Genomic DNA, 25,056 nt, shown 5'->3' on the forward strand with positions numbered 1-25,056 from the left:
GCGAGGTTAGGCAACAAAGTAGCCGGTGAGCTGATAACCGATCAGCACGAAGCCGGCGGCCATCATCAGCACGTTGGCGGCATAGGCGTGTTGGAGAAAGCTCGGTGTCTTTCTCCAATAGCTCATCGCGATCAAAATCATCGCGAGAGCGATGAGCTGGCCGATCTCGACACCGACATTGAAGGCGAGAAGGTTGGGGACGAGTCCGTCTTGCGCGATCTCGTACTCCAGAATCTTCGTCGCCAGGCCGAGGCCGTGGAAGAAGCCGAAGATCAACGTCGCGAGCTTGGTGTCGGGCTGATATCCGAACCAGCGCTGGAAGGCCCCGAGATTGTCGAGCGCCTTGTAGACGACGGAAAGGCCGATGATCGCGTCGATCAGGTAGGAACTGACGTTCCAGCCGAAATAGACGCCGAGCAGCATCGTCGTCGAATGGCCGACGGCGAAGAGGCTTACATAGACGGCGATGTGCTTCAGCCGGTAGAGGAAGAAGATCACGCCGAAGAGAAACAGCAGGTGATCGTATCCGGTCACCATGTGCTTCGCTCCTAGATAGACGAACGGGATCAGATGGACGCCCGTGATCTCCTGGATGTAGCCCTTGTCGCCTTCCGCGACAGCATGGGCGGCCGCCGTGCCCGCGAAAGCCAAAAGCGAAAAGATGGCGATAGCGAGCTGGAGCGCGAGCGAGCAGGGCGCAAAAGCGCGGCTGCCGCCTGCGAGAGGTGGTTGTTTCATGAGGCGTTTCCGTGGATGTGTTGAACCAGCCGCCGAGGCGGCAACGATCAGCTCAACGAGAGCATGCGCGGAGGGCGTTCTATGCCGTTGGGCGGTCCTTCGCTCAGGCTAGCAGTCGCTAGGGAATACACCGGATCGATGGGCAGCGGTGTGCCGAAGTCGTCCGCCGCGACCAGCTCTGCCTTCTCATGCGTATGGTCCGCATGATGATGGTCGGGAGCACTGCTTGTGTCGTCGACGAGGTCGAGATCATCGTGCGAATGATCGCCGTGTTCATGGGAATGACTGTCCACGGCAACCATCTTCGTGTGGGCCGAATGTAGTCGCGGCGAGTGGGTGGCGGGTGCGCAGAACGCGTAGAACAGCATGGCCATCCCCGCCGCGAACGCGGCAAAAACGGGCAGCAGTCCTTGGCCGCGACGAAGCATCATCGGCGCACTGATAACCGTGTTCGTTGAGTCGGGCAAGTTTCTTCGATTGAATTATCCCCTCCGGGAGGATAGGAAAAGCGGCATGACAGAGCACAAACACGAAACCCATCCAGAGATCGTCAAGCGGCTGAAGCGGGCCGAAGGACATCTGAAAAGCGTCATTGCAATGATCGAGTCGGGGAGGCCGTGCCTTGATATCGCCCAGCAGCTCCATGCTGTCGAAAAGGCGATCGCTCAAGCGAAACGGACACTGATACAGGACCACCTCGATCACTGCCTCGAGGAAACCGTCGGCGTTCTTCCCCGCGAGCGACGCCAATCGATCGATGAGTTCAAGTCAATCACCAAATATCTCTGAGGCGCTCCCGACATGCTGCAGGTCCTTGCCAACTACACCTACCGCCACCTGTTCCTGGCACAGGTGATCGCGCTTATCGGCACGGGTCTCGCCACCGTCGCGCTCGGACTTCTCGCCTATGAACTGGCAGGAGCAGAGGCCGGCGCGGTGCTCGGCACTGCACTTGCCATCAAGATGATCGCCTATGTCGGCGTCGCCCCCGTCGCGGCCGCCTTTGCCGAACAACTTCCCCGCCGTACGATGCTCGTTTGCCTCGATCTCGCGCGTGCAGCCGTTGCATTGTTCCTGCCCTTCGTGACCGAGGTCTGGCAGGTCTACGTCCTGATCTTTGTGCTACAGTCGGCATCCGCCGCCTTCACGCCGACTTTCCAGGCGACCATTCCGGACGTCCTGCCGAACGAGAAGGAATATACCCGCGCCCTGTCGCTGTCGCGGCTTGCCTACGATCTCGAAAGCGTCGCAAGTCCGATGCTGGCAGCCGCGCTTCTGACCGTGGTCAGCTTCCACAGCCTGTTTGTCGGAACGGTAATCGGCTTCCTCGCATCGGCGGCCTTGGTTGTCTCGGTCGTGCTTCCGAGCCCCACGACGTCGGACCGCCGCGGCATCTATGATCGTACGACGCGTGGCCTGCGCATCTATCTCGCCACGCCACGCCTGCGCGGCCTGCTCGCCCTTAGCCTCGCGGTCTCGGCGGCAGGATCGATGGTCATCGTCAACACCGTCGTGCTGGTCCAAGCGGAATTCGGCCTCACTCAGCGTGACACCGCCGTGGCGCTTGCGGCGTTCGGCGTCGGCTCAATGATTGCCGCCCTGCTGCTGCCGCGACTGCTCGACAACATGCCGGACCGCACTGCGATGCTGGCGGGGGCCGTCGTTCTCGTCGCCGGACTGTTCGTCGGTGTGTTCGTACCGAGATTCGCTCTGCTGCTGCCGCTGTGGCTGGCAATCGGCGTCGGCTATTCGCTTACGCAGACGCCGTCCGGAAGGCTCCTGCGCCGGTCGTCGAGTCCGGAAGACAGACCCGCGCTGTTTGCGGCTCAGTTCGCCCTGTCGCATGCCTGCTGGCTGATCACCTATCCACTCGCCGGATGGCTTGGCGCAACGGTTGGCCTGCCAGCGACTTTCTCCGCGCTCGGGGTGATCGCCGCCGCCGCCATCTTCGTCGCCACTCGGCTCTGGCCGGCGGACGATCCCGAGGAAATCGAGCATGTCCACGACGACCTTGCCGCGGACCACCCGCATCTTGCCGACGCCGAGCGTGTCGGCGATGGACACAGACATAGCCATGTCTTCGTCATCGACAGCCATCATCCCGATTGGCCGACCGAGCGATGAGCGAACTCGCCGTCTATGCCGGGCTGTTCCTGGTGGCGCTTGCGGCCGCCACGATCCTGCCGATGCAGTCGGAAGCAGCGCTGGCGGGCCTCCTGGTCTCCGGCTATTCCCCATGGCTTCTCATCGCCGTCGCAAGTATCGGCAACGTGCTTGGCTCCGTCGTGAACTGGCTGATCGGCCGCGGCATCCAGCGCTTCCGGCATAAGCGCTGGTTCCCGGCGAGCGATGCCGGGCTGGAACGCGCCCAACGCTGGTATCATCGCTATGGAAAATGGTCACTGCTCCTCAGTTGGATGCCGATCATCGGCGATCCGTTGACTGTGGCGGCGGGCGTCATGAAAGAGCCACTAACGCATTTTGTGTTGCTGGTGGCGGTCGCCAAGGTGGTGCGCTATCTGGCCGTGGCGGCCGTTACCTTGAACTGGGCATAAGCGCGTTGCTGCAAGCGATCGTAGACATACAGCGGGACATCTATCTCGCCTTCGCTGAGCATATCAAAACCTTCGCGAACGGCGGCGGATGGACGGCTTTCCTCTCCTTCCTGCCTATGGGGATCGTCTTTGGCGCGGTGCACGCGATGACGCCCGGTCACAGCAAGGCTGTACTTGCCACCTACCTGACCGGCGCGTCGGCAGGTATGCGGCGCGGGCTGGTGGTCTCCCTGGCGTTGTCCGCCACGCATGTGACGATGGCCGTGGTCATAGCCTTGTTCTCGCTGCCGCTGGTATCGGTGATGCTCGGTAGCGCCGGTTCGGCTCCGCTGCTCGAGGACGTGAGCCGGGGATTGCTCGGCCTCATCGGGGCGTGGATGCTGTGGAGCGCCTTCTTCCAGCCGCCGCATGTGCACGGCGAAGGCGAAGGTGTCGCCGTCGGCTTCATGGCCGGGCTGATCCCTTGCCCGTTGACGCTGTTCGTCATGACCTTCGCCATGTCGCGCGGCGTACCCGAGGCCGGGATCATGTTCGCGCTCGTCATGATGACGGGGGTGGCGATCACCCTCTCCAGCGTGGCACTCGCGACCGTCTTCTTCCGGACGCGGATAGAAAAATTGCTGGAGACCCGGCATGCCTTGCTGACCAAAGTCTCGAAGGCGGTCGAGGCTTTCACAGGGCTGACCTTGGTGATCATCGCAATGCGAGAGATTTTCATCCGTTGAAGGACTCTGTCGTCGCTCGCGTCAGCATTCCTCCGGCGGCTTCAACCGCCGGAACTGCATCAGCAGCAGCAGGTCGTAGACGATCTTCAACGCGCCGCAGATAAGCAGCGGCGATGCCCGGAAAGAGGCGGCGAAGAGAGCGCCCGCCAGTGCAGGACCGACCGAGGCGGCAAGGCTGCGCGGAACCGAGGTGAAGCTTGCAGCGGCGGCTCGCTCCGCCTCGGTGACGACGGCCATCACGTAGGACGAGCGCGTCGGCACGTCCATCTGCGACAGTGCGGCCCGGACCAGCAGAAAGGCAAGCGCGAGGGATAGTGTGGGCGCAAGCGCCGCCAGCATTAAAGCGATGCTGGACGGGATGTGTGTGAACACCATCGTGTTGATCAGTCCGATGCGTCGCGACAGCCATGCGGCCACAGGAAACGACAGCGCCGACAGCACGCCCGACCAGAAGAAGAAAACACCCGCCTCTGAAAGCGACAGGCCAAATCGCTCGAACAGCCAAAGCGCGAGCAGCGATTGGACGACGAAGCCACCGGCGAAGGCATCGAGACTGAACAGCGCCGCCAGCTTGAAAACAATATGGCGCGAAGGGCCGAGCGCGGCCATAGCGTTCGCGTCTGGTGCCGAGCGGCGCGGGACTTGCGCGTAGAGCAAACCGCCGAGCAGTCCCAGAAGCGCGTAAACGACGAACATGGCCCTGATGCCCCCGAGCCGGTCGAGGCCAATTGGCCCCAGAAGGTCAGGTACAGCCGCAGCCAGTCCACCAACGGCAGCCGCGAACGCCCCCACAAGGCTGTAACGCGCGAACATCCCGGTTCGCTCTCGCGCCGGGATTTCGCGTGTGAGCACGGCGTGCTCCAACGGCACGAATACGCTGACGCTGCCGGCCGAGGGATTGATCGTCCCGACGAACGCGATGACCAGAAGCAGCGCGTATTCGTGGACAACGGCAAAGGTCACGCCGGTCGCAATCATGAGGCTCGCACCGGCCAGCAAGATTTGGCGATGATCGTACCGGGCTCCGAGGAACCCGACACATATCGTCAGCAGCGCCGAGCCAAGGAGCGATGCCGTTGCGATGACGCCTACCTCAAGCGGAGTAAATCCGAGCGCGAGCAGATAGATCGGTAACAGCACGGATACGAAGCCGTCGCCTATGTCGCGGACTGCACGAGCCGCGAGGAGGAACGTGGCAGGGTGATTTCGCAGCAACGATCTTGTCTCTCCGTTTGGGTCATTGCTTCAGCATGTGGCGTTCGTCGATCGGCACAACTGAAGTCGGCAAATAATGCTCGAAGGCGGCGTTGGTTGTCACTGGCAATCGGCTCTTTCTTGGTCCCGTTTCGACGGAGCCAGGCCTGACCGGGATATTGTCGACGCGCGTTCCGTGGTGCTGGCGTCGCGCGGCTCGTAGGCACGCTGGTCACGCAGGATCTGGAAGGCGATCGTCAAAAGCTTGCGCGCAATGGCAATGCTCGCCTTGTTTACTCCTCTAAACTTCAGGTGTTCGTACTGGGCGCGCCGTTGTGCATTGCTGACAATGGCCGGCGTGACCGCCTCGACGAACGCCCAGCGCAGCCACTTGTTGCCCCGTTTGATGATCTTGCCATGGAAGGTCTTGCCGCCACTGGAATAGGTCGAGGGTACAAAGTCGGCACAGGCGGCAAGCTTCTTCGGTTGCGGAACCGCGCTATGTCGTCGATCTCGGCGTCGATCAGCCGGGGGAAGAACTCACCAATACCAGGGATCGTCTTCAACAGCTTCACATTGCCATTGGCTTTGGTCATTGCCCGGATCGTCGCTTCCGACGGCTTGATGCGCACATCGATGTCGCCGATGAAGGCGAGAACACGATCAATCTGGATGCGGTCGATCTCTGAGACGTTGACCTGCGCCAGCTGGATGCGGCCGGCCTTGGGGCTCAGCCGAGGGCGTGACTTGCCAAGCCGTAGAGGTTTGGTCCTGGTACTACGTCGGCGCGGCCTTTGCCCGGACGCGACATTGCGAGTACCGTATCGAAGACGGCTAGGCCGGATTGGGAGAGAAATGTCGCGAAAAGGCCGGTCTCGATCGGGGTGTCGAGCCTCAGAAACTGGTTTTCTTTGGCGGCGACATGCGGTCGGATAACTGCGATAGCGTCGGCATTGGAGTCCGCAACGACCGGGCCCACGACATGGCCCCTGCCAAAGGGACGACAAAGCGCGAAAGCTTGCAGCCGATCGCCACGAAACAGGCCGTAGCCGACCGATTGCGTGAAGAGTTTGCCGATCAGAGCCGCCCTTGAAACGCCGAATGCCCCTGCATCCAGCTCAGCGACGGCGACAAGGTCCTCGCCTTCCAGTCGCCTGACCGGTGGCTGCTCCGTCGTAGTCGTCGAGTCGGCCGGGCGGACGATGCCCTGGCATTGGTAAATGGTCCGCATGGGCTTGAAATCGAGCGAATGATACAGACGGCGGGAGGCCCTCGTTGCATTGAGTCTGAGGTTGCGTCCCAGACAATCCCGAAGCACGTGTTCCATGAGCCAGCGTGCGGTGCCGTTTGACTGCAGACGCGGGGAAGTGATCACCATGCCTATGGTGGCGAAATCGTCGCCATGTGGGAACCACATGGCCGAACCTGTTAGCCTGCCAATGTCGTCGCGTGCGACATAGCCGCGGCCGCACTCGCGCAGAAACTGCAAATCCTCGGAGCGCAGAGGCCACCCGACGGAAACGGACAAGGCATGCAACTGCTCGAGATCGGCGCTCTCGATTGTGGCCACATGCATTTTGAAGCTGTCGATCAACTTGGATTCGGATGCCGGTGCGTCCACCCCTTGCCTCCCTGCCATTGCGTTTGCTTTCGTCTCTTCTTTACCAATTCAGGTTCGGCCAGGCAGCGGCGAAAGCTTTTCCATTGTTCACAATAGAGCCCGCGGCTCGACAGGATTCGCTCGAGAGCGCGTCGCGCGCACAATAATCCTCCGAATTCGACACGCTTTCGGCATGTAAATCCTTCGAAGGCTTCTAAGCTACCTGGGAGCACGAGTTATGGGTCGCTTGCCCGTCATCTCATGCATGGTGACGCGAAACAAACCTTTCGTTGCGGACGCATGATCGACGGCATCGATATCGACGAGCCCGGCATATTGCGAGGACACCAATGCAGGCAGCGGAAATACTAGGGAAACTCGTCGGCTTTCGCTCCGTCGTGGGGCTACCTAACGACGACGCCGTGTCCTGGATCCGGGGCTATTTGGAATGCCATGGCATCGCAGTGGATGTCCTTCCCGGTCCAGAGGGCGATCGGTCCAACATCTTCGCCACCATCGGGCCAAAAGAGGCGCATGGCTATATCCTCTCCGGCCATATGGACGTCGTTCCGGCAACCGAGGCCGGCTGGACGAGCGATCCCTTCATCCTTCGCGCCGAGGGGGGCCGGCTCTATGGCCGCGGCACCACCGATATGAAAGGTTTCCTTGCCGCCGGTCTGGCCGCCGTTCCGAAGCTTGCGGCGATGCCACTTCGCCGGCCGCTGCACCTCGCCTTCTCCTATGATGAGGAGGCCGGCTGTCGCGGCGTACCCCACATGATCGCACGCATGCCGGAACTTTGCCGCCAGCCGCTCGGCGCGATCATCGGCGAGCCGAGCGGCATGCGCGCTATCCGTGCCCACAAGGGCAAGGCGGCGGCACGGCTGACGGTCAGGGGGCGCTCCGGGCATTCTTCGCGCCCGGATCAGGGACTGAATGCGATACACGGCGTAGCAGGCGTCCTGACCCAGGCGGTCGCGGAAGCCGTCCGGCTGGCCGGCGGCCCCTTCGAGCATGTCTTCGAACCGCCCTACTCCTCCCTCCAGATCGGAACGGTAAAGGGCGGTCAGGCGGTCAACATTATTCCGGACAGCTGCGAGGTCGAGTTAGAGGCACGAGCAATTTCCGGTGTCGACCCGGCAGAGCTGCTGACGCCGGTGCGAAAGATCGCCGAGGCGTTGACGGCACTAGGCTTCGAGGTGGAGTGGCAGGAACTCAGTGCCTATCCGGCGCTTTCACTTGAACCTCACGCTCCGCTGGCGGCACTGCTCGAGGCGTTGACCGGCCGCGAGCCTCTCCCCGCCGTCAGCTACGGTACCGAGGCGGGCCTTTTCCAACGGGCTGGCATCGACGCGATCATCTGCGGCCCCGGTGACATCGGCCGCGCCCACAAGGCGGACGAATACATCCTCATCGACGAGCTTATGGCATGTCAAGCGATGATAGAGGCGCTCGGCGCCCACTGCATAGCGTAAGGAGACGCGCGATGGCCTTCCTGTTCAACTCCGATGCGAAGCGCGGCGCGATTTTCGCCGAAGCATTCGCGCGCAAGCTGCCTGACATTCCTTTTGCCATGAACCCGGCAGCGGTCGATCCCGACGCCGTGCGCTACCTGATCACCTGGACGGTGCCGGACAATCTCGCACGCTATCGAAACCTCGAAATCCTCTTCTCGATCGGCGCCGGCGTCGACCAGTTCCGCATCGATGCGGTGCCGCCGCATGTGCGGGTGGTGCGCATGGTCGAGGACGGCATCGTTCGAATGATGCAGGAATATGTGACGCTTGCCGTCCTCGCGCTTCACCGCGACCTGCCGGCCTATCTCGAGCAGCAGCGAGGCCAAAATTGGAAAGCCATGGCGCCGGTCCAGGCGGACGAACGCCGCGTAGGCGTGCTCGGGCTCGGCATACTCGGAACTGCGGTACTCGATCGGCTGAAGCCTTTCGGCTTTCCGCTCTCCGGCTGGAGCCGCAGCCCGCATGAAATCGAAGGCGTGAGGTGCCTAAGCGGCCGGAACGGTCTCGACACTTTGCTGGGCTCGACCGACATTCTCGTCTGCCTCCTGCCGCTCACCGAAGAGACGCGCGGCTTCCTTAACGCCAAACTGTTTGCTCGGCTCCCGACCGGTGCTGCACTCGTCCATGTCGGCCGCGGCCCTCAACTCGATCGTGACGCACTTATCGAGGCACTTGATAACGGCCGTCTCTCCGGCGCCATGGTCGATGTGACCGACCCCGAACCGCTTCCTTCTGGTCATCCCTTCTGGGCCCACTCGAAGATCCTGCTGACGCCGCACATCGCGAGCGTCACCCAGCCGGAAACCGCCGCCAAAGCCGTGATCGAGAACATCAAACGGCATCGGTCAGGTCTCGAGCCGATCGGGCTGGTCGACCGTCGCCGCGGCTACTGAGGCGCGCGAACCCGATCGAAGACAAATGCGGTTGTCCAGTACCGCCGGGCGGCATGCATCAAGTTCTAAAACGAGGAAAGGAAAACCATGTCGCTCTTGAAAACCATCGAGACCAACCCTTCTTTCGCGCCGCGCGAGTCCAGCCCGCTCCCCGACCGTCTGATCTCCGGCAATCCTACCTTCAAGACCTGGGCACAGGACGTCGCCCGCGGCGAGATAGTCCACACCGGCGTCTGGGAAGCGACACCCGGCGAGACGCGCTCGATCAAGGGGGAGACCTTCGAGTTCTGTCACATTCTTTCCGGTGTCGTCGAACTCACGCCGGAAAACGGGGAGCCGGTCGTCTACAAGAGCGGCGACAGCTTCGTCATGAAGCCGGGTTTCGTCGGCATCTGGAAGACAATCGAGACGGTGCGCAAGATCTACGTGACCGTGATGTGACGCTCGTGGCCGCCCGACCCAGGTTGCCGCGGAGGTCGCGCAAGAGCTATTCTCACCACATTCATGCTGAAGATGGCACGCTCTCTGGTTCTCGGGCGTGCCATTACCGACCGCGCCGTCTCCGCGTGACTATCAGACGTCTCTCCGCTCCAGGCCCATCGCGGCGAACCCTTCTCTTCCGCCGCCTTCTCGGATCGCCTCCCCCACCTTTGCCGACGCGTCGCACGGCTGGCGTCGGAATGACCGCCGAAGATTTGGTTGTCGTGCCGCCAAAAACGTAATTTTCCACCGCCTCGGTATCGCCAGTCGATGCATGCTGCTCGCGTTCCTCCACTAGCTTTGAGTTCAAGCCCATACCGAGGACGCGCGATGACACTCAGCTTTGATCCCGACACACTTCCCCTGCCCGTCGGCCACTTCATCGGCGGTCGGCTCGTGCCGGCCGAAGGCGTCATCGACATGCATCGCCCCTCCGACGGCAAGTCTTATGCGGGTTGCCCGCTTGCGGATGAGGTACTCGTCGATCGCGCCGTCGAAACCGCCAGGAAGGCGCTCAAGGCAAGCAACTGGGGCGGCGTGCGGCCGCGCGAGCGAACAGTCGTGCTGCAGCGCTGGGCAGACCTGATCGAAAGCGAGGCGGAGACCCTCGCCAAGCTCGAGGCGCTTTCCTCGACCCGGCCCGTTGGTCATCTCGTCGCCGGCGACATTGCCATCAGCGCCGAACAGATCCGTTTCTTCGCCGAATTCGCCGACAAGGAGGGAAGCGATCTCGTGCCGACCGACGATGCCAGCCTCGGAATGATCATGACCGAGCCCTATGGCGTCGTCGGTGCCATCACGCCCTGGAACTTTCCCGTTTCCATGGCCGCCTGGAAGCTCGGCCCGGCGCTCGCGGCCGGCAATGCGGTGGTGCTGAAGCCCTCGGAAATGACACCGTTCTCGACGGTCTACCTTGCGGAGCTCGCAATCCGCGCCGGTCTGCCGGCCGGCCTCATCAACATCGTTCTGGGCGACGGCCCCGTCACCGGCACGGCCATGACCGGACACCCGGACATCGCCAAGGTAAGCTTCACCGGCTCGACCGGCGCGGGCTCCGCCATCATGGCCAACATCGCTCGCGCCGGCATCAAGCCAATGACGCTGGAACTCGGAGGAAAAAGCCCACAACTGGTCTTCTCCGATGCCGATCTCGACAAGGCGGCGGCGGCGATCGCGCAGAGCATGCTGTCAAATGCCGGCCAGGCCTGTGTCGCGGGCTCCCGGCTGATCGTAGAGGAAAGAATTGCCGCTCCCCTCGCCGAAGCGATCGTCACGCGCATGAAGGCGGCGAAGCCGGGGCCAACCTGGGACGAGACGAGCGAGTACTCGCCAATCATCTCGAAGAGCCAGTTAAACCGCATCCACCACATCGTCCAACAGGCCGTCGCGGCGGGCGGCGAATGCCTGTTCGGTGGCGCCCCAATGGATGCGCCGGGCTATTTCTATCAGCCGACGCTAATGGCAGTACGCGACAGCTTCTCGCCGGCGGTTGCAGAGGAGATCTTCGGTCCGGTGCTCACCATGCAGACCTTCGTGGACGAAGAGGAGGCGCTCGCGCTCGCCGATCACCCGACCTACGGCCTTGCCGCCGGCCTCTTCACTCGCGACCTGTCGCGCGCCCTGGGGCTGACGCGAAGGCTCCAGGCCGGAACCGTCTGGGTCAACCGCTACAGCCGCTCTCGCGACCACATCCTGCCGACCGGCGGCTACAAGCGCTCCGGTATCGGCAAGGATCTTGGCCGCGAGGCTTACCACGCCAACCGCAAGAGCAAAAGCGTGCTCATCAGCCTCTAGGGAAAAGCAATGAAATGCTATTCTATCGCACTCATCCCCGGCGACGGCATCGGCCGCGACGTTACGGATGCCGCCTGGCACGTCCTTTCCACCGTCGCCATGCACTCCGGTTTCACGCTAACCGGTACACCTTTTCCCTGGTCCTGCGCCTTCTACAAGGAGACCGGCGCGATGATGCCGGCGGACGGCATCGAAGCGCTGCGCCCTTTCGACGCCATCCTGCTCGGCTCCGTCGGCTGGCCGGCGCAGGTGCCGGATTCCATCTCGCTGCACGGCCTGCTGCTGCCGATCCGCAAGGCCTTCGTGCAATATGCCAATATTCGGCCGCATAGACTGCTGCCCGGCGTCGAAGGACCGCTGAGGGCGAGCGACTTCGATATCCTCTGCGTCCGCGAGAACACAGAGGGCGAATATTCCGGCGCCGGTGGTCGCGTACATCAGGGCACGCCGGGCGAGGTGGCGGTCGAGACCTCGATCTTTACGCGCGCGGGTGTCGAACGGATCCAACGCTTCGGCTTCGAGCAGGCACGTCAGCGTCGCGGCAAGCTCGCCTCGGTGACCAAATCGAACGCCCAGAAATACTCGATGGTGTTCTGGGATGAGGTCACGCGAGAGCTCGCTGCCGAATACCGGGACGTCGAGGTGACGAGCTATCATATTGATGCCATGGCCGCTCGCATGGTGATGGCACCGGAAAGCCTTGATGTCGTCGTCGCCTCGAACCTCTTCGGAGACATCCTCACCGACCTCGGCGCTGCCATACAGGGCGGTTTGGGCTTTGCCGCTTCCGCCAACATCAATCCGGACAGAGGTGCCCCCTCCATGTTCGAGCCGGTACACGGTTCTGCCCCGGATATCGCCCATCTCGGCATCGCCAACCCAATCGCCGCCATCTGGTCCGGCGCGATGATGCTCGAGCATCTCGGAGAAAAAGAGGCGGCGGGGATGATCATAGCCGCGCTCGAAAGAGCGACCATCCGCGGCATCGGCACCGTTCCGGGAAAAGACAGGACCGAAACCATCACCGCGGCTGTGCTCGCCGCGCTCGATTGATCGCAAGAGGGATAAACACAGGAGGGATAAACACATGAGATTGAAGGACAAGAAACTTTTCCGGCAATTGAGCCTGATCGGCGGTGAGTGGATCGCCGGCGCTTCGGGCTCGGTCGTCGACGTCGTCGACCCTGCGAACGAGGCCGTTCTCGGCACCGTGCCGGACATGGGAACGGCCGAAACCCGCGCGGCCATCGAAGCGGCCAATGCCGCATTCGGACCCTGGAAGAAGAAAACGCACGCCGAACGCGCCGCCCTGCTCGAGCGCTGGCACGCGCTGATGATCGAAAACCTCGAAGACCTGGCGCTGCTCGTGACGATGGAACAGGGCAAGCCGCTCGAGGAGGCGCGTGGCGAGATCCGCTATGGCGCCGCGTTTGTGAAATGGTTCGCTGAAGAAGCCCGCCGCATCGGTGGCCAAACCATTCCCTCCCCGACGCCGGACCGCCGCATCGTCGTGCTGAAGGAAGCGGTCGGCGTCTGCGCCATCGTCACGCCGTGGAACTTCCCGAACGCGATGATCACCCGGAAGATCGCCCCGGCGCTCGCCGCCGGCTGCACGGTGGTCATCAAGCCGTCGGAGTTCACGCCCTTCTCGGCGCTCGCCCTTGGCGTGCTCGCGGAGCGCGCCGGCATTCCGGCCGGTGTCGTCAATATAGTGACCGGCTTGCCGACGGCGATCGGTAACGAGTTCATGACGAACGAGACGGTACGCAAGATCTCCTTCACCGGCTCGACCCGCGTCGGTTCGCTGCTGATGCGCGGCGCCGCAGACAGCGTCAAGAGGCTCTCGCTCGAACTCGGCGGTAATGCCCCCTTTATCGTTTTCGACGACGCCGATCTCGATCTTGCAGTCGAAGGCGCGATCGCGTCGAAGTTCCGCAACGGTGGTCAGACCTGCGTCTGCGCCAACCGAATTCTCGTGCAGGCCGGCGTCTATGACGACTTCGCCGAGAAGCTCGGCGCCCGCGTCAACGTGATGAAGGTCGGCCCGGGGACGGAGCCCGGCATCGCGATTGGCCCGATGATCAATGAGGCTGCCATCGCCAAGATCGACCGTCACGTCGAGGACGCGATTGCCAAGGGCGCAAAGATAGCGGCACGCGGCAGGTCGCTGACGGAGGGCCGGCAATATACGGCCCCGATCGTGCTCACCGGCGCGACGACTGAAATGCTGCTCGCCACTGAAGAGACCTTCGGCCCCGTCGCTCCACTTTTCCGCTTCGAGACCGAGGACGAGGCGATCGCCATCGCCAACGGCACGCCCTTTGGGCTGGCCGCCTATTTCTACACCGAAGGCCTGAAGCGCTCCTGGCGGGTGGCGGAAGCACTCGAGTTCGGCATGATCGGCCTCAATACCGGCGCCATCTCGACCGAAGTCGCGCCCTTCGGCGGCGTCAAGCAATCCGGCCTCGGACGCGAAGGCGCCCAGGTCGGCATTGAGGAATATCTCGAGATGAAGAGCTTCCACATCGGCGGGCTGGACTAGGGTCGCGAGGGTCTTGGGTCGGATCGACCCAAGATCTTAAACTTGATCGGATTCTCGAGTTAGAGCGAGATGGGCGCAGAAGGCCCCGTCCATTCCTCATCCCGCCCTCAGCCGCGTGCGAAGGCGCTCAGTTCCTTATCCTTGCGCATGTCGCCGCCGCAAGACTGCTGCACGCCATAGGCGGCATGCGCCAGGCTAAACATGATAATCTCGGCGCAACTCCAAGCAAAAAAGGCGCGGCACCTTTCCGGTCCGCGCCCTTCATTATAGCGGCGCTGGCTACCGGAACCTGTCCAGCATCTTGTAATACATGCCGACGAGCGGCAGAAACCAGGGCTTGCCGAAGTGGCCCGGTACCGCCGGCCACTCGAGGCCCTTCAGCGGATTTCGGTCCGGCCGGTCGAGGATCGCGTCCGCCATGATCATGCCGAGATGTGTCGAAAGCTGTGCGCCGTGGCCGGAATAGCCCATGGCGTACCAGACTCCATCGTGATAGCCGGCGCGGGGGAAGCGATCTTTGGTCATGTCGACGAGACCGCCCCAGCAATAATCGATGCCGACATTGGCGAGTTGCGGAAAGATCTCAGCCAGACTCGCTTTGAGGATCGCACCGCTTTTCGCGTCCGAGCGTTGGTCGGACGTCGCAGAGAAGCGGGCGCGGCCGCCGAAGATCAGCCGGTTGTCGGGCGAGAGCCTGAAATAGTTGCCTATGTTCATCGACGTGACGCAGGTGCGGTTGCCCGGCATCGTTGCCTCGATCTCCTCCGCCGTCAGCGGCCGGGTGGCAATGATGAAGCTGCCGACGACGATGATCCGGCGGCGGAAATAGCCGAAAGTCGAAGGCGTATAGGCGCCGGTGGCGACAAGCACTGCATCCGCAGTGACGTTGCCGCGCGGGGTCTTCAACGCGTGCCGACCGCCTTCCTGCCGGTGCTCAGTGACGGCTGCCTGTTCGAAGATCGTGGCGCCGTAACGCGTGGCCGCTTCGGCGAGACCGACTACGTAGCGGCCCATATGCATCATCGCGCTTTTCTTCGAGAGCATTCCGCCGAAGAAAGGCGCGCCGACTTCCTGCTGCAGGTCGACTGCGCCAAGTAGCGCCGTATCGGGGTCGACCTCCGCGTGCACGGCTTCGAAGTTGCGTGCGATTGCCTCAAAATGCTGAGGCTTGGAGGCGAGCTTTAGCTTGCCGGCGCGGCGGAACCTGCAGTCGATCCCCTCCTCCGCGATCAATGCCTCGATCGTGTCGATCGAGTCGTCAAGCGCCTTATAAAGCGCTATCGCCCGCTCTCTGCCGAGCTCCGCTTTGGCCGCCAGATAGCTATGTGCAAGTCCGTTGTTGAGGTGCCCGCCATTGCGTCCGGAGGCGCCCCAGCCGGCTTTCTCCGCCTCCAGCACGACGACCTTCGCGCCAGCCTTGGCGAGTTGCCGGGCAGCAGCCAGGCCGGTGAAGCCGCCGCCGATTACTGCGACGTCGAAATGGCCTTCGACCGGACCCTGCACAGCCCCGGCGAAGGCCGGGGCTGTGTCGTGCCAGTAGGACAGGAATTTCATGGCGCCACGCCTTCTCTCTAAAGACCGACGACGCCCGGCAGGCCGGAAATGTCGGCGATTTCGACGTAGCCGTAATAGGGATTGGCCGGCTCGTGACCGCGATTGACCCAGACCTTGTTCTTGATGCCGAGGTCATGCGCCGACATTAGATCGTAGCGGAAGGACGATGAACAATGGAGAATATCCTCCGGACCGCAGCCCAACATGTCGAACATGTATTCGAACGCCTTGAAGCGCGGCTTATAGGCCTGCGCCTGTTCGGCGGTGTAGACCGCATGGAAAGGAGTGCCGAGCTTCTCGACATTCGACATGATCTGCGAATTCATCGCGTTGGACAGGATGACAAGCGGGATCTCCTTGGCGACCCTGGCAAGACCGGCAGGCACGTCGGGATGCGGACCCCAGGTCGGGACGCGTTCATAGACCAGGCGCGCCGCTTCCTCGCGGAATTTCATGCCATTGCGCTTGCAGGTCCGTTCGAGCGAATTGTGCACCACCTCCGCATAGGGCTTCCAGTGGCCGAGGATCTCGTCAAGTCGGTAAGCGGCGAAATTCTTGATGAATTCCGCCATGCGCGACTCGTCGAGCTGTTCGCTGTAAAGGTCGCGCGCCGCTTCCGCCATCTGGAAGTTGGTCAGCGTGCCATAGCAGTCGAAGGTGATGTATCTCGGACGGAAGGTCGTCATCTGTACTATCCTTGAAAGAGCGGGCCAGGGTTTACGCGTAAGATCATAGGCGCCAGCTCATTCCTCGGCTCACCTGATTTCGCAACGATCGAAGCAGAATCTATCGTATACAGAGTCGGGTTTGGCAGAAGGTTGCGAGCTTTGCCTGCCGCTCTGCCTCCCGCCGCCCCACATTTTCGCTTCCGATCTTGTCCGCCAGCATAAAATGCGGCGCTCCGTGAGAGCAAAGCTATAAGATATCGCGCGGGCCGCAGCCTTCAGACGAACTGCCGGCCGGCACTCCTTCAGACTTCAGGCAGAAGTGAAGGACATCCCATGCAGACAAATCAGATCGAACTCACCGTCTTCGGTCCCGAGTATCTGGAAGCTGCCGTCAGGCTCTCGCGGCAGGCCGGCTGGCCACATCGCCTGGAGGATTGGCAGATGGCGCTCGCCTTGAGTGCAGGCGTGGTGGCTATTGAGGATGCCCGAGTTGTCGGCACTGTGCTCGTCACGCCCTATGAGGCGGACTGCGCGACCATCAACATGGTCATCGTCGACGAGACGGTGCGCGGTCGCGGCCTCGGCCGCAAGCTGATGGACGCCGCATTCCAGATCGCCGGCGACCGGCCGCTCCGGCTGGCGGCGACAACCGAAGGCCGGCCGCTCTATGAAAAGCTCGGTTTTGGCGAGAGCGATGCCGTCCTCCAACATCAGGGCGTAGTCGGAGAGATCGCCGCACCGGCCGAAACGGAGGCTGCAAGCACTGACGACGTTGAAGCGATCGCCAAGCTCGACCGCCTTGCCTTCGGCGCCGACCGTGGAGGATTGATTGACTATCTCGCCAAGGTGGGCGAGTTCGCCGTCCTTCGCCGCGACTGCCGCGTCACCGGGTTTGCCGCGCTGCGTGCCTTCGGTCGTGGCGAGGTCATCGGCCCCGTGGTCGCCGCCAACCTCGACGATGCCAAGGCACTCGTCGCCCATTTCATCGCCGCGCGGCCGGGCCGGTTGCTCCGCGTCGATACGACTGCCGGCACCGACCTTTCCCCTTGGCTCGCGGCACAGGGGCTCGCTCATGTCGGCGGCGGCATCGCCATGATGAAGCCGTTGATCCGCCGATCCGTCCATTCCATCGCTCATACCTTTGCCCTCGCCAACCAGGCGCTTGGCTGATCCGGAGGCTCTTGATGAACAGCAACTCCCTCATCGAACTCGATCGCGCCCACCTCATCCATCCGGTCGCCTCCTATCGCGGCCACGAAAAGCTCGGCGTGCGCGTGCTTGCCTCGGCCAAAGGCGCGACGGTTACCGACGCTTCCGGCAGGCAACTGGTCGACGGCTTTGCCGGTCTCTGGTGCGTCAATGCCGGCTATGGCCACGAGACAATCGTCGAGGCGGCGGCAAAGCAGATGCGCGAGCTGCCCTACGCGACGGCCTATTTCGGCCTCGGTTCGGAACCGGCGATCCGCCTCGCCTCGGAGCTCGCTGAGCGCGCGCCGGGCGATCTAAACCACGTTTATTTCACGCTCGGCGGCTCCGACGCCATCGATAGCACGATCCGCTTCATCCGCTACTACTGGATTGCCCGCCGCGAGCCGCAGCGCGACCAGTTCATCTCGGTGGAGCAAGGTTACCACGGCTCCTCCACGGCCGGGGCCGGCCTGACGGCGCTGCCCGCCTTCCACACCGGCTTCGGCATACCCTTCGACTGGCAGCACAAAATTTCGTCGCACTACGCCTACCGCAATCCGGTGGGTGATGATCCGCAGGCGATCATCGCGGCCTCGCTGACAGCTCTCAGGCGCAAGGTCGAGGAAATCGGTCCCGAGCGCGTTGCTGCTTTCTACGCCGAGCCTATCCAGGGATCGGGCGGCGTGCTTGTGCCGCCCAGGGGCTGGATGAAGGCGATGCGCGAACTCTGCCGCGAACTCGGCATCCTCTTCGTTGCAGACGAGGTGATCACCGGTTTCGGGCGCACGGGTCCGCTCTTCGCGTCAACCGAAGACGAGATCGTGCCGGATTTCATCACCACGGCCAAAGGTCTCACTTCCGGCTATGTGCCGATGGGTGCCGTCTTCATGGCCGACCACATCTATCAAACGATCGCCGACGGTGCAGGCGCTTCCGCCATCGGCCACGGCTACACCTATTCGGCCCACCCGGTCAGCGCCGCCGTCGGCCTCGAGGTGCTGAAGCTTTACGAGAACGGTCTCTTGGAGAACGGCGTGAAGGCCGGTGCCCGACTGATGGGAGGTCTCGAAAGCCTGAGGGATCACCCACTCGTCGGCGATGTGCGCGGCCGCGGCATGCTCGCCGCCATCGAACTCGTAATCGACAAGGCGAACAAGACACCTTTGCCGGCAGCCGCGGAACCCGCCCGCCGCATCTTCGACCGTGCCTGGGAAAACGGTCTCGTCATCCGCGCGTTCGCCAATGGCGTTCTCGGCTATGCGCCGCCTCTCTGCTGCAGCGAAACGGAAATCGAAGCGATTATCGAGCGCACCCGCCAAACACTGGATGAGACCTTGGAGGACCCGGATGTTCGCCAGGCTCTGAAGACCTGACGCATGACGGGGCGCGATATATCGCGAAAACGTCATATTCGCAATTTTGTGCCGCTTCAGAATGTCTTTTCGGCCACTTCCGTGCGGCACAAGTGCCAAACTCGAATCGAGGAAAAAGACCCGCAAATTGGGGCCTTTTCACCAAGAGCGGAAAAAAGCATCCGCCGGGAACAGTATAATCTTCTTAACGAAGCCGGTGCTCCGAGCCGGCGCCCGAAAAACTGGGGAATCGACGTGCGCAAGAGCCTTCCGGAATTCAAATACATGACTTTCGACGTCGTCGGCACGCTGATCGACTTCGAAGGCGGCCTCAAGGACTGTCTCGCCGGCATTGCCACCGAGGCAGGTGTCACGATAGATGGCGAGGAAGCGCTCAACCTTTACCGCGCAGCGCGCTATTCCAAGGACGCCGACCTCTTCCCGGACGATCTCGTACGGGTCTATCTTGAAATCGCGCCAAAGCTTGGCCTGCCAGCCGAACCGAAATACGGAGAACGTTTCAGGGACTCCACGAAGAACTGGAAAGGTTTCGCCGACAGCGCCGAGGCGCTGGCGCGCCTTGCCGAAGGTTGCCGGCTCATCGCGATGACCAATGCCCGTCGCTGGGCCTTTGATCTCTTTGCCCAGAAGCTGGGCAACCCCTTTCACGCAGCCTTTACGGCCGACGATACCGGGACCGAGAAACCGGACCCCGTCTTCTTCGAGAAGCTCTTCGATTTCGTCGGCTTGGAAGGAAATTCAAAGGACGACATTCTGCATGTCGCCCAGAGCCAGTATCACGATATCGGCATGTCCCGAAAGCTCGGATTGGCCAACTGTTGGATCGAGCGTCGCCACGCACAGAAGGGCTATGGCGGCACGATCGAGCCCGCCGAATTCACCGCGCCCGATTTCCATTTCACCTCCATGGCCGGTCTCGCCGATGCCGTGGCCGTCGCACGCGGCTGACCAGTTCACCGTATCGGGTCCAAACCCGCAAAAGACGGGCAGCCCGCCACAAAACGAAAAGGGGAATGACATGAATGACATCACCAATTGGACCAGATCTGACGACGCTATGATCGAAACCGCCATTCGTCGCGGAGCGACGCGCCGCGAACTCCTGCAGATGATGCTGGCCGGCGGTGCTGCCCTCTCTGCCGGCAGTCTGATGCTCGGCCGAGCCGGCAATGCGGTTGCCGCAACGCCGGTGGCCGGCGGTACGCTCAAAGCGGCCGGCTGGTCGGCTTCCACCGCCGACACGCTGGACCCGGCCAAGGCATCGCTCTCCACCGACTATGTCCGCTGCTGCTCCTTCTACAACCGACTCACCTTCCTCGATAAAGGCGGCACGCCGCAGATGGAACTGGCCGAAGCTATCGAGACCAAGGATGCCAAGACCTGGACCGTCAAGCTGAGGAAGGGCGTTACCTTCCATGATGGCAAGCCGCTGACAGCCGACGACGTGATCTTCTCGCTGAAGCGCCACCTCGACCCGGCGGTCGGTTCAAAGGTCGCCAAGATCGCCGCGCAGATGACGAGCTTCAAGGCGGTGGACAAGCAGACGGTCGAGATCACGCTCGCGAGCCCGAACGCCGACCTGCCGACGATCCTCTCGATGCACCACTTCATGATCGTCGCCGACGGCACCACCGACTTCTCGAAAGGGAACGGCACCGGCGCTTTTGTGAGAGAAGTCTTCGAGCCCGGCGTGCGCTCCGTCGGCCTCAAGAACAAGAACTACTGGAAGTCCGGACCGAACGTCGATTCCTTCGAGTACTTCGCCATCAGCGACGACAGTTCCCGGGTGAATGCGCTCTTGTCCGGCGACATCCACCTTGCCGCCACGATCAATCCGCGCTCCATGCGCCTGGTCGAGAGCCAAGGCGACGGCTTCGTCCTCTCGAAGACGACCTCCGGCAACTACACCAACCTCAACATGCGGCTGGACATGGAACCCGGCAGCAAGCGCGACTTCGTCGAAGGCATGAAGTACCTCGTCAACCGCGAGCAGATCGTCAAGTCGGCGCTTCGGGGTCTAGGCGAGGTCGGCAACGACCAGCCGGTGTCCCCGGCCAACTTCTATCACAATCCCGACCTGAGGCCGCACGCCTTCGACCCCGAGAAGGCGAAGTTCCACTTCGAGAAGGCCGGCATGCTAGGCCAGTCGATCCCGGTGGTTGCCTCCGATGCAGCGAACTCCGCGATCGATATGGCAATGATCATTCAGGCCTCCGCTGCCGAAATCGGATTGAAGCTCGATGTGCAGCGCGTTCCCGCAGACGGTTACTGGGATAATTACTGGCTGAAGGCGCCGATCCACTTCGGCAACATCAACCCGCGCCCCACGCCGGATATCCTGTTCTCTCTGCTCTACTCCTCGGAGGCTCCGTGGAACGAGAGCCAATACAAGTCGGAGAAATTCGATAAGATGCTGATCGAAGCGCGTGGCTCGCTCGACCAGGAGAAGCGCAAGGCGATCTACAATGAGATGCAGGTGATGGTCGCCAGTGAAGCCGGCACCATCATTCCGGCCTATATCTCCAACGTCGACGCGATCACCGCCAAGCTCAAGGGCCTGGAAGCCAATCCGCTTGGCGGGCAGATGGGTTATGCTTTTGCGGAATATGTCTGGCTCGAGGCCTGACTGAGCAACTGGGCTCGGGGCTGCAGCCGCATCGCTGCGCCCCCGGCACTATAGTTCGAAACCTGTCTTCAAAGCCGAAAGGGAGCGCCGTGAACAACCGGGTCCTATCCCTTGTGCTGAGCAGATTGCTCATCGCCGTGATCACCTTGGTGATCGTCTCCTTCGCCGTCTTCTTCGCGACGACGCTCCTGCCGGGGGACACCGCGTCGATCCTGCTCGGTCAGGCCGCCACGCCGGAGGCCGTCGAAGGCCTGCGCAAGGCGATGCACCTCGACGAGCCGGCAATCTTCCGTTTCCTGCGCTGGATCGTCGGTCTGCTGCAAGGCGACCTCGGCATATCCTATGCCAACGAGATGCCGGTCGCAGATCTGATTGGCGGGCGCTTCGTCAATACACTTCAGCTCGCCGGTGTTACCGCCCTCTTCTCTGTGCCGATCGCACTCACCCTCGGGATTACGTCGGCGATGCTGCGCGGTTCGCCTTACGACCGGATTGTGACGGTGCTTACCATCGGCGTCATCTCCGTGCCGGAGTTCATGATTGCGACCTCCGCGGTGCTGATCTTCGCCGTTTACCTGAAATGGCTTCCGGCGCTCTCCTTTGCCAATGAGGTGACGTCGCTCACCGATCTGCTGCGCATCTATGCCATGCCGGTGATCACGCTCAGCTTCGTCATCTCGGCCCAGATGATCAGAATGACGCGCGCGGCAGTGATCGAGACGCTGAACACGCCCTATGTGGAGATGGCTCTGCTCAAGGGCGCCTCCCGGCCGCGCATGGTGTTTCGCCATGCCCTGCCAAATGCTCTGGGGCCGATCGTCAATGCGGTCGCGCTTTCGCTCTCCTATCTGCTCGGCGGGGTCATTATCGTCGAGACGATCTTCAATTATCCCGGTATTGCCAAGCTGATGGTCGATGCCGTGTCGACCCGCGATCTGCCGCTGATCCAGAGCTGCGCGATGGTCTTCTGCCTGGGCTATCTGCTCCTGATCACGACAGCCGACATCATCGCCATCCTTTCCAATCCGAGGCTACGATGACAATGACCCACTCTGAGACCAAGTCTGCCCGGATTTCGGGAACCCGGCTCGGCTATCGCTTCAATATCGTCGGGATGGTCGGCCTTTCCATCATTCTTTTTTGGGCGCTCGTCGCGATCTTCGCGCCGCTGATCATCCCCTATCCGGTCGGGGAGATCGTCGATCTCGATTACTTCGGCCCGATGAGCCGCGACTTCTGGCTTGGTTCCGACTACCTCGGCCGCGACATGCTTTCACGCATCCTGATGGGAGCCCGCTACACGGTCGGCATCTCGCTTGCGGCAGTCACCATCGCCTGCTTCAGCGGCGTGGTGCTCGGCATGATCGCAGCGGTCGCCGGCGGGTGGCTCGACACTATTCTCAGCCGCCTTCTCGACGCCCTCAATTCAATCCCGAGTAAGCTCTTCGGTCTCGTGGTGGTCGCCGCCGTCGGCTCCTCCATACCCGTGCTGATCCTGACGTTATCGGTGGTATACATCCCCGGCGCCTACCGCTTCGCCCGCGCGCTCGCTGTCAACATCAACGCGATGGATTTCATTACCGTGGCTCGCATCCGCGGCGAGAGCACGCTTTATCTCATACGCTCGGAGATCCTGCCGAACATCATCGGCCCGGTGCTTGCCGACCTCGGCATCCGCTTCGTCTTTATCGTTCTGCTGCTCTCGGGCCTCTCCTTCCTTGGCCTCGGCGTCCAGCCGCCCTATGCCGATTGGGGGGCACTGGTGCGCGAGAACATCGGCGCCCTTCCCTTCGGCGCACCGGCGGTGATTTTTCCGTCCTTCGCCATTGCAAGCCTCACGATCAGCGTGAACCTCCTGATCGACAACCTGCCGCAGAAGATCCGCGATCGGAGCGAATAATGGTGAACCTTGTAGAAATCCGTGACTTGAAGGTCGAAGCCACCACCGATTCCGGCCGCAAGGTCGAGATCATCAAGGGCGTCAGCCTCGATGTCGCCGAGGGCGAGATCGTCGCTCTGATCGGCGAAAGCGGCTCGGGCAAGACGACGATCGCCCTGACGCTGATGGGATATGCCCGCCCGGGCTGCCGCATCTCCGGCGGCAGCGTCTCGGTCGCCGGCAATGACTTGGTGACGCTGACGGAAAAGCAGCGAGCCAAGGTGCGCGGCACCGAGGTCACCTATGTTCCGCAATCCGCTGCAGCCGCTTTCAACCCGGCCGCGACGATCATGGACCAGGTGATCGAAATCACCCGCATCCACGGACTCATGCCGGTCGTCGAGGCGCGCGCACGCGCCGTCGAGCTTTTCCGGGCGTTGTCGCTACCCGAGCCCGAGACGATCGGCAGCCGCTATCCGCACCAGGTTTCCGGCGGACAACTGCAGCGTTTATCGGCCGCCATGGCCCTCATCGGCGACCCGAAGCTCGTCATCTTCGACGAGCCGACAACGGCGCTCGACGTAACGACCCAAATCGAGGTGCTACGCGCCTTCAAGTCCGTGATGAAGAAGGGCGGCATCGCCGGCGTCTACGTCTCGCATGACCTCGCGGTCGTCGCTCAGATCGCCGACCATATTGTCGTGTTGAAGGCCGGCGAGGTACAGGAGGCCGGCACCACCGAGGAAATCCTTTCGAACGCCAAGCACCCCTATACGCGCGAACTCCTCTCGGCCTTTGAACCAAAGCCGCGGGAGGCTGCCGACGCAGCCGAGAGCGCACCGGCTCCCCTGCTAAAGATCGAAAATCTGGTCGCGGGATACGGTGCGTCCAAGAGCGATGGCTTGCCGCTCGTGCGCGCCGTTGAAGATGTGAGCCTCAAGGTGGAAAAGGGTCGCAACCTCGGCATCATCGGCGAGTCGGGTTGCGGCAAGTCGACGCTCGCCCGCGCCATTGCCGGCATATTGCCGGCCGCCGTCGGCAAGATCGTCTTCGATGGCAAGGAACTCGGCCGCAGCGCCCGCGAGCGCACGCGCGACCAGCTGCGCGAAATGCAGATCGTCTTTCAATATGCCGACACCGCCCTCAACCCGGCGAAATCCGTCGAGGACATTCTCGACCGACCGCTCGTCTTCTATCATGGGATGAATGCAAGGGCCCGCAGCCTCCGCATCGACGAGCTGCTCGACATGGTGCGCCTGCCTCGCAACCTGCGTCATCGCCGGCCGGGCGAGCTTTCCGGCGGCCAAAAACAGCGCGTCAACTTCGCGCGCGCGCTCGCCGCCGATCCAAAGCTGATCCTTTGCGATGAGATCACTTCGGCACTCGACACGGTCGTCGCCGCCGCGGTCATCGAGCTGCTGAAGGAATTGCAGCGCGAGCTCGGTCTATCTTACATCTTCATCAGCCACGACCTCTCAGTGGTGGAAGCGATCTGCGACGAGATTGTCGTGATGTATGGCGGCAGAAAGGTTGAGGACATCACTCCGGCCAGGATCAATGCGCCGCACCACCCCTATTCGCAGCTGCTCTTCTCCTCGGTGCCAAAGCTCGATCCCGCCTGGCTCGATGGCCTCGAGCAGGATCCGGAATTGGTCAGGGCCTACTGCCGGAGGTAGAGGGTTCCGATCCGATCGCACCGACGCAAATCGGGAAAGGTGTGACACACCTTT

Annotated in this window: 23 protein-coding genes and 1 pseudogene; 17 read left to right on the plus strand and 7 right to left on the minus strand. The window is 62.3% G+C overall.

The genetic code is table 11. The features are described from left to right. Window positions 1–6 precede the first annotated feature (6 nt). Window positions 7–738: a HupE/UreJ family protein gene (locus FB009_RS22265; protein WP_011970465.1), complete on the minus strand. Its 732-nt coding sequence runs from the start codon at window positions 736–738 to the stop codon at window positions 7–9. Between the two features lie 47 nt (window positions 739–785). Further along, the gene (locus FB009_RS22270; protein ID WP_234705129.1) at window positions 786–1,205 is read right to left on the minus strand and encodes a hypothetical protein; all 420 of its coding nucleotides are present in this window, start codon (window positions 1,203–1,205) and stop codon (window positions 786–788) included. A 46-nt stretch (window positions 1,206–1,251) separates the two neighbouring features. On the opposite strand from FB009_RS22270, the gene FB009_RS22275 reads away from it, so the two are divergent. The 4 genes from FB009_RS22275 to FB009_RS22290 are packed head-to-tail and all read left to right on the plus strand — an operon-like array spanning window position 1,252 to window position 4,018. Next, entirely contained in the window at window positions 1,252–1,527 is a 276-nt protein-coding gene (locus FB009_RS22275; RefSeq protein ID WP_011970463.1) for a metal-sensing transcriptional repressor, read from the plus strand. 12 nt (window positions 1,528–1,539) lie between these two features. After that, on the plus strand, window positions 1,540–2,862 hold the full coding sequence (locus FB009_RS22280) for an MFS transporter (protein WP_011970462.1): 1,323 nt from the start codon (window positions 1,540–1,542) through the stop codon (window positions 2,860–2,862). Further along, window positions 2,859–3,293 carry a YqaA family protein gene (locus FB009_RS22285; protein ID WP_011970461.1) on the plus strand — a complete coding sequence of 145 codons (435 nt, stop codon included), beginning with the start codon at window positions 2,859–2,861 and terminating at the stop codon, window positions 3,291–3,293. The genes FB009_RS22280 and FB009_RS22285 overlap by 4 nt, the downstream gene beginning before the upstream one ends. A 5-nt stretch (window positions 3,294–3,298) precedes the next feature. Further along, on the plus strand, window positions 3,299–4,018 hold the full coding sequence (locus FB009_RS22290; RefSeq protein ID WP_011970460.1) for a nickel/cobalt transporter: 720 nt from the start codon (window positions 3,299–3,301) through the stop codon (window positions 4,016–4,018). A gap of 21 nt (window positions 4,019–4,039) precedes the next feature. Here the strand turns inward: FB009_RS22290 and FB009_RS22295 are convergent, their stop codons facing one another. The 3 genes and pseudogenes from FB009_RS22295 to FB009_RS22305 form a co-directional block, all read right to left on the minus strand. Then, complete coding sequence (locus tag FB009_RS22295) at window positions 4,040–5,233, minus strand: MFS transporter (RefSeq protein ID WP_011970459.1); 1,194 nt, start codon at window positions 5,231–5,233, stop codon at window positions 4,040–4,042. Window positions 5,234–5,332: 99 nt separating this feature from the next. Further along, window positions 5,333–5,937: pseudogene (locus FB009_RS22300) on the minus strand (transposase); the annotation flags it as partial. 5 nt (window positions 5,938–5,942) lie between these two features. Beyond that, window positions 5,943–6,833, minus strand: coding sequence for a GNAT family N-acetyltransferase (locus FB009_RS22305; protein WP_011970458.1), 891 nt, complete (start codon window positions 6,831–6,833; stop codon window positions 5,943–5,945). Window positions 6,834–7,162: 329 nt separating this feature from the next. On the opposite strand from FB009_RS22305, the gene argE reads away from it, so the two are divergent. From argE to FB009_RS22340, 6 genes are all read left to right on the plus strand, one after another. Next, the gene (gene argE / locus FB009_RS22310; protein WP_011970457.1) at window positions 7,163–8,287 is read left to right on the plus strand and encodes an acetylornithine deacetylase; all 1,125 of its coding nucleotides are present in this window, start codon (window positions 7,163–7,165) and stop codon (window positions 8,285–8,287) included. Between the two features lie 11 nt (window positions 8,288–8,298). Continuing rightward, window positions 8,299–9,222, plus strand: coding sequence for a 2-hydroxyacid dehydrogenase (locus tag FB009_RS22315; RefSeq protein ID WP_011970456.1), 924 nt, complete (start codon window positions 8,299–8,301; stop codon window positions 9,220–9,222). An 87-nt stretch (window positions 9,223–9,309) separates the two neighbouring features. Further along, complete coding sequence (locus FB009_RS22320; RefSeq protein WP_011970455.1) at window positions 9,310–9,663, plus strand: cupin domain-containing protein; 354 nt, start codon at window positions 9,310–9,312, stop codon at window positions 9,661–9,663. A 369-nt stretch (window positions 9,664–10,032) separates the two neighbouring features. Further along, entirely contained in the window at window positions 10,033–11,496 is a 1,464-nt protein-coding gene (locus tag FB009_RS22330; RefSeq protein ID WP_018210487.1) for an aldehyde dehydrogenase family protein, read from the plus strand. Window positions 11,497–11,505: 9 nt separating this feature from the next. Continuing rightward, window positions 11,506–12,549 (plus strand): tartrate dehydrogenase, encoded by a 1,044-nt coding sequence (locus FB009_RS22335; RefSeq protein ID WP_011970453.1) that lies wholly within the window; start codon window positions 11,506–11,508, stop codon window positions 12,547–12,549. A 34-nt stretch (window positions 12,550–12,583) separates the two neighbouring features. Then, the gene (locus tag FB009_RS22340) at window positions 12,584–14,038 is read left to right on the plus strand and encodes an NAD-dependent succinate-semialdehyde dehydrogenase (RefSeq protein WP_011970452.1); all 1,455 of its coding nucleotides are present in this window, start codon (window positions 12,584–12,586) and stop codon (window positions 14,036–14,038) included. A 279-nt stretch (window positions 14,039–14,317) separates the two neighbouring features. Here the strand turns inward: FB009_RS22340 and FB009_RS22345 are convergent, their stop codons facing one another. Together FB009_RS22345 and FB009_RS22350 are read right to left on the minus strand one after the other, a co-directional pair. Beyond that, a complete protein-coding gene (locus tag FB009_RS22345; protein ID WP_145161955.1) occupies window positions 14,318–15,592 on the minus strand; it encodes an NAD(P)/FAD-dependent oxidoreductase in 1,275 nt (424 codons plus the stop codon). A 17-nt stretch (window positions 15,593–15,609) separates the two neighbouring features. Beyond that, window positions 15,610–16,278 (minus strand): haloacid dehalogenase type II, encoded by a 669-nt coding sequence (locus tag FB009_RS22350; RefSeq protein WP_011970450.1) that lies wholly within the window; start codon window positions 16,276–16,278, stop codon window positions 15,610–15,612. 315 nt (window positions 16,279–16,593) lie between these two features. On the opposite strand from FB009_RS22350, the gene FB009_RS22355 reads away from it, so the two are divergent. The 7 genes from FB009_RS22355 to FB009_RS22385 all read left to right on the plus strand — a co-directional run bounded on the left by FB009_RS22355 (window position 16,594) and on the right by FB009_RS22385 (window position 25,002). Continuing rightward, entirely contained in the window at window positions 16,594–17,430 is an 837-nt protein-coding gene (locus FB009_RS22355) for a GNAT family N-acetyltransferase (RefSeq protein WP_011970449.1), read from the plus strand. 14 nt (window positions 17,431–17,444) lie between these two features. Further along, window positions 17,445–18,821, plus strand: a complete 1,377-nt coding sequence (locus tag FB009_RS22360; RefSeq protein WP_145161958.1) for an aspartate aminotransferase family protein — start codon at window positions 17,445–17,447, stop codon at window positions 18,819–18,821. 234 nt (window positions 18,822–19,055) lie between these two features. Continuing rightward, window positions 19,056–19,769: an HAD-IA family hydrolase gene (locus tag FB009_RS22365; RefSeq protein ID WP_011970447.1), complete on the plus strand. Its 714-nt coding sequence runs from the start codon at window positions 19,056–19,058 to the stop codon at window positions 19,767–19,769. Between the two features lie 70 nt (window positions 19,770–19,839). After that, window positions 19,840–21,447, plus strand: coding sequence for an ABC transporter substrate-binding protein (locus FB009_RS22370; RefSeq protein ID WP_011970446.1), 1,608 nt, complete (start codon window positions 19,840–19,842; stop codon window positions 21,445–21,447). Window positions 21,448–21,536: 89 nt separating this feature from the next. Further along, window positions 21,537–22,487: an ABC transporter permease gene (locus tag FB009_RS22375; protein ID WP_011970445.1), complete on the plus strand. Its 951-nt coding sequence runs from the start codon at window positions 21,537–21,539 to the stop codon at window positions 22,485–22,487. Continuing rightward, window positions 22,484–23,347, plus strand: a complete 864-nt coding sequence (locus FB009_RS22380) for an ABC transporter permease (protein WP_011970444.1) — start codon at window positions 22,484–22,486, stop codon at window positions 23,345–23,347. The genes FB009_RS22375 and FB009_RS22380 overlap by 4 nt, the downstream gene beginning before the upstream one ends. After that, complete coding sequence (locus FB009_RS22385) at window positions 23,347–25,002, plus strand: ABC transporter ATP-binding protein (RefSeq protein WP_011970443.1); 1,656 nt, start codon at window positions 23,347–23,349, stop codon at window positions 25,000–25,002. Before FB009_RS22380 ends, FB009_RS22385 begins: the two co-directional genes overlap by 1 nt. The last annotated feature ends 54 nt before the right edge of the window (window positions 25,003–25,056 follow it).

Source organism: Sinorhizobium medicae (genome assembly GCF_007827695.1).
Lineage (GTDB): Bacteria > Pseudomonadota > Alphaproteobacteria > Rhizobiales > Rhizobiaceae > Sinorhizobium > Sinorhizobium medicae.

Bases quoted from the DNA above. Each gene is read 5' to 3' on its own strand.
- FB009_RS22380 (WP_011970444.1), top strand. From the start codon at position 22,484: ATGACAATGACCCACTCTGAGACCAAGTCTGCCCGGATTTCGGGAACC.
- FB009_RS22335 (WP_011970453.1), top strand. From the start codon at position 11,506: ATGAAATGCTATTCTATCGCACTCATCCCCGGCGACGGCATCGGCCGC.
- FB009_RS22350 (WP_011970450.1), bottom strand. From the start codon at position 16,278: ATGACGACCTTCCGTCCGAGATACATCACCTTCGACTGCTATGGCACG.
- FB009_RS22385 (WP_011970443.1), top strand. From the start codon at position 23,347: ATGGTGAACCTTGTAGAAATCCGTGACTTGAAGGTCGAAGCCACCACC.
- FB009_RS22280 (WP_011970462.1), top strand. From the start codon at position 1,540: ATGCTGCAGGTCCTTGCCAACTACACCTACCGCCACCTGTTCCTGGCA.
- FB009_RS22355 (WP_011970449.1), top strand. From the start codon at position 16,594: ATGCAGACAAATCAGATCGAACTCACCGTCTTCGGTCCCGAGTATCTG.
- argE (WP_011970457.1), top strand. From the start codon at position 7,163: ATGCAGGCAGCGGAAATACTAGGGAAACTCGTCGGCTTTCGCTCCGTC.
- FB009_RS22330 (WP_018210487.1), top strand. From the start codon at position 10,033: ATGACACTCAGCTTTGATCCCGACACACTTCCCCTGCCCGTCGGCCAC.
- FB009_RS22370 (WP_011970446.1), top strand. From the start codon at position 19,840: ATGAATGACATCACCAATTGGACCAGATCTGACGACGCTATGATCGAA.
- FB009_RS22345 (WP_145161955.1), bottom strand. From the start codon at position 15,592: ATGAAATTCCTGTCCTACTGGCACGACACAGCCCCGGCCTTCGCCGGG.
- FB009_RS22265 (WP_011970465.1), bottom strand. From the start codon at position 738: ATGAAACAACCACCTCTCGCAGGCGGCAGCCGCGCTTTTGCGCCCTGC.
- FB009_RS22340 (WP_011970452.1), top strand. From the start codon at position 12,584: ATGAGATTGAAGGACAAGAAACTTTTCCGGCAATTGAGCCTGATCGGC.
- FB009_RS22315 (WP_011970456.1), top strand. From the start codon at position 8,299: ATGGCCTTCCTGTTCAACTCCGATGCGAAGCGCGGCGCGATTTTCGCC.
- FB009_RS22285 (WP_011970461.1), top strand. From the start codon at position 2,859: ATGAGCGAACTCGCCGTCTATGCCGGGCTGTTCCTGGTGGCGCTTGCG.
- FB009_RS22275 (WP_011970463.1), top strand. From the start codon at position 1,252: ATGACAGAGCACAAACACGAAACCCATCCAGAGATCGTCAAGCGGCTG.
- FB009_RS22320 (WP_011970455.1), top strand. From the start codon at position 9,310: ATGTCGCTCTTGAAAACCATCGAGACCAACCCTTCTTTCGCGCCGCGC.
- FB009_RS22360 (WP_145161958.1), top strand. From the start codon at position 17,445: ATGAACAGCAACTCCCTCATCGAACTCGATCGCGCCCACCTCATCCAT.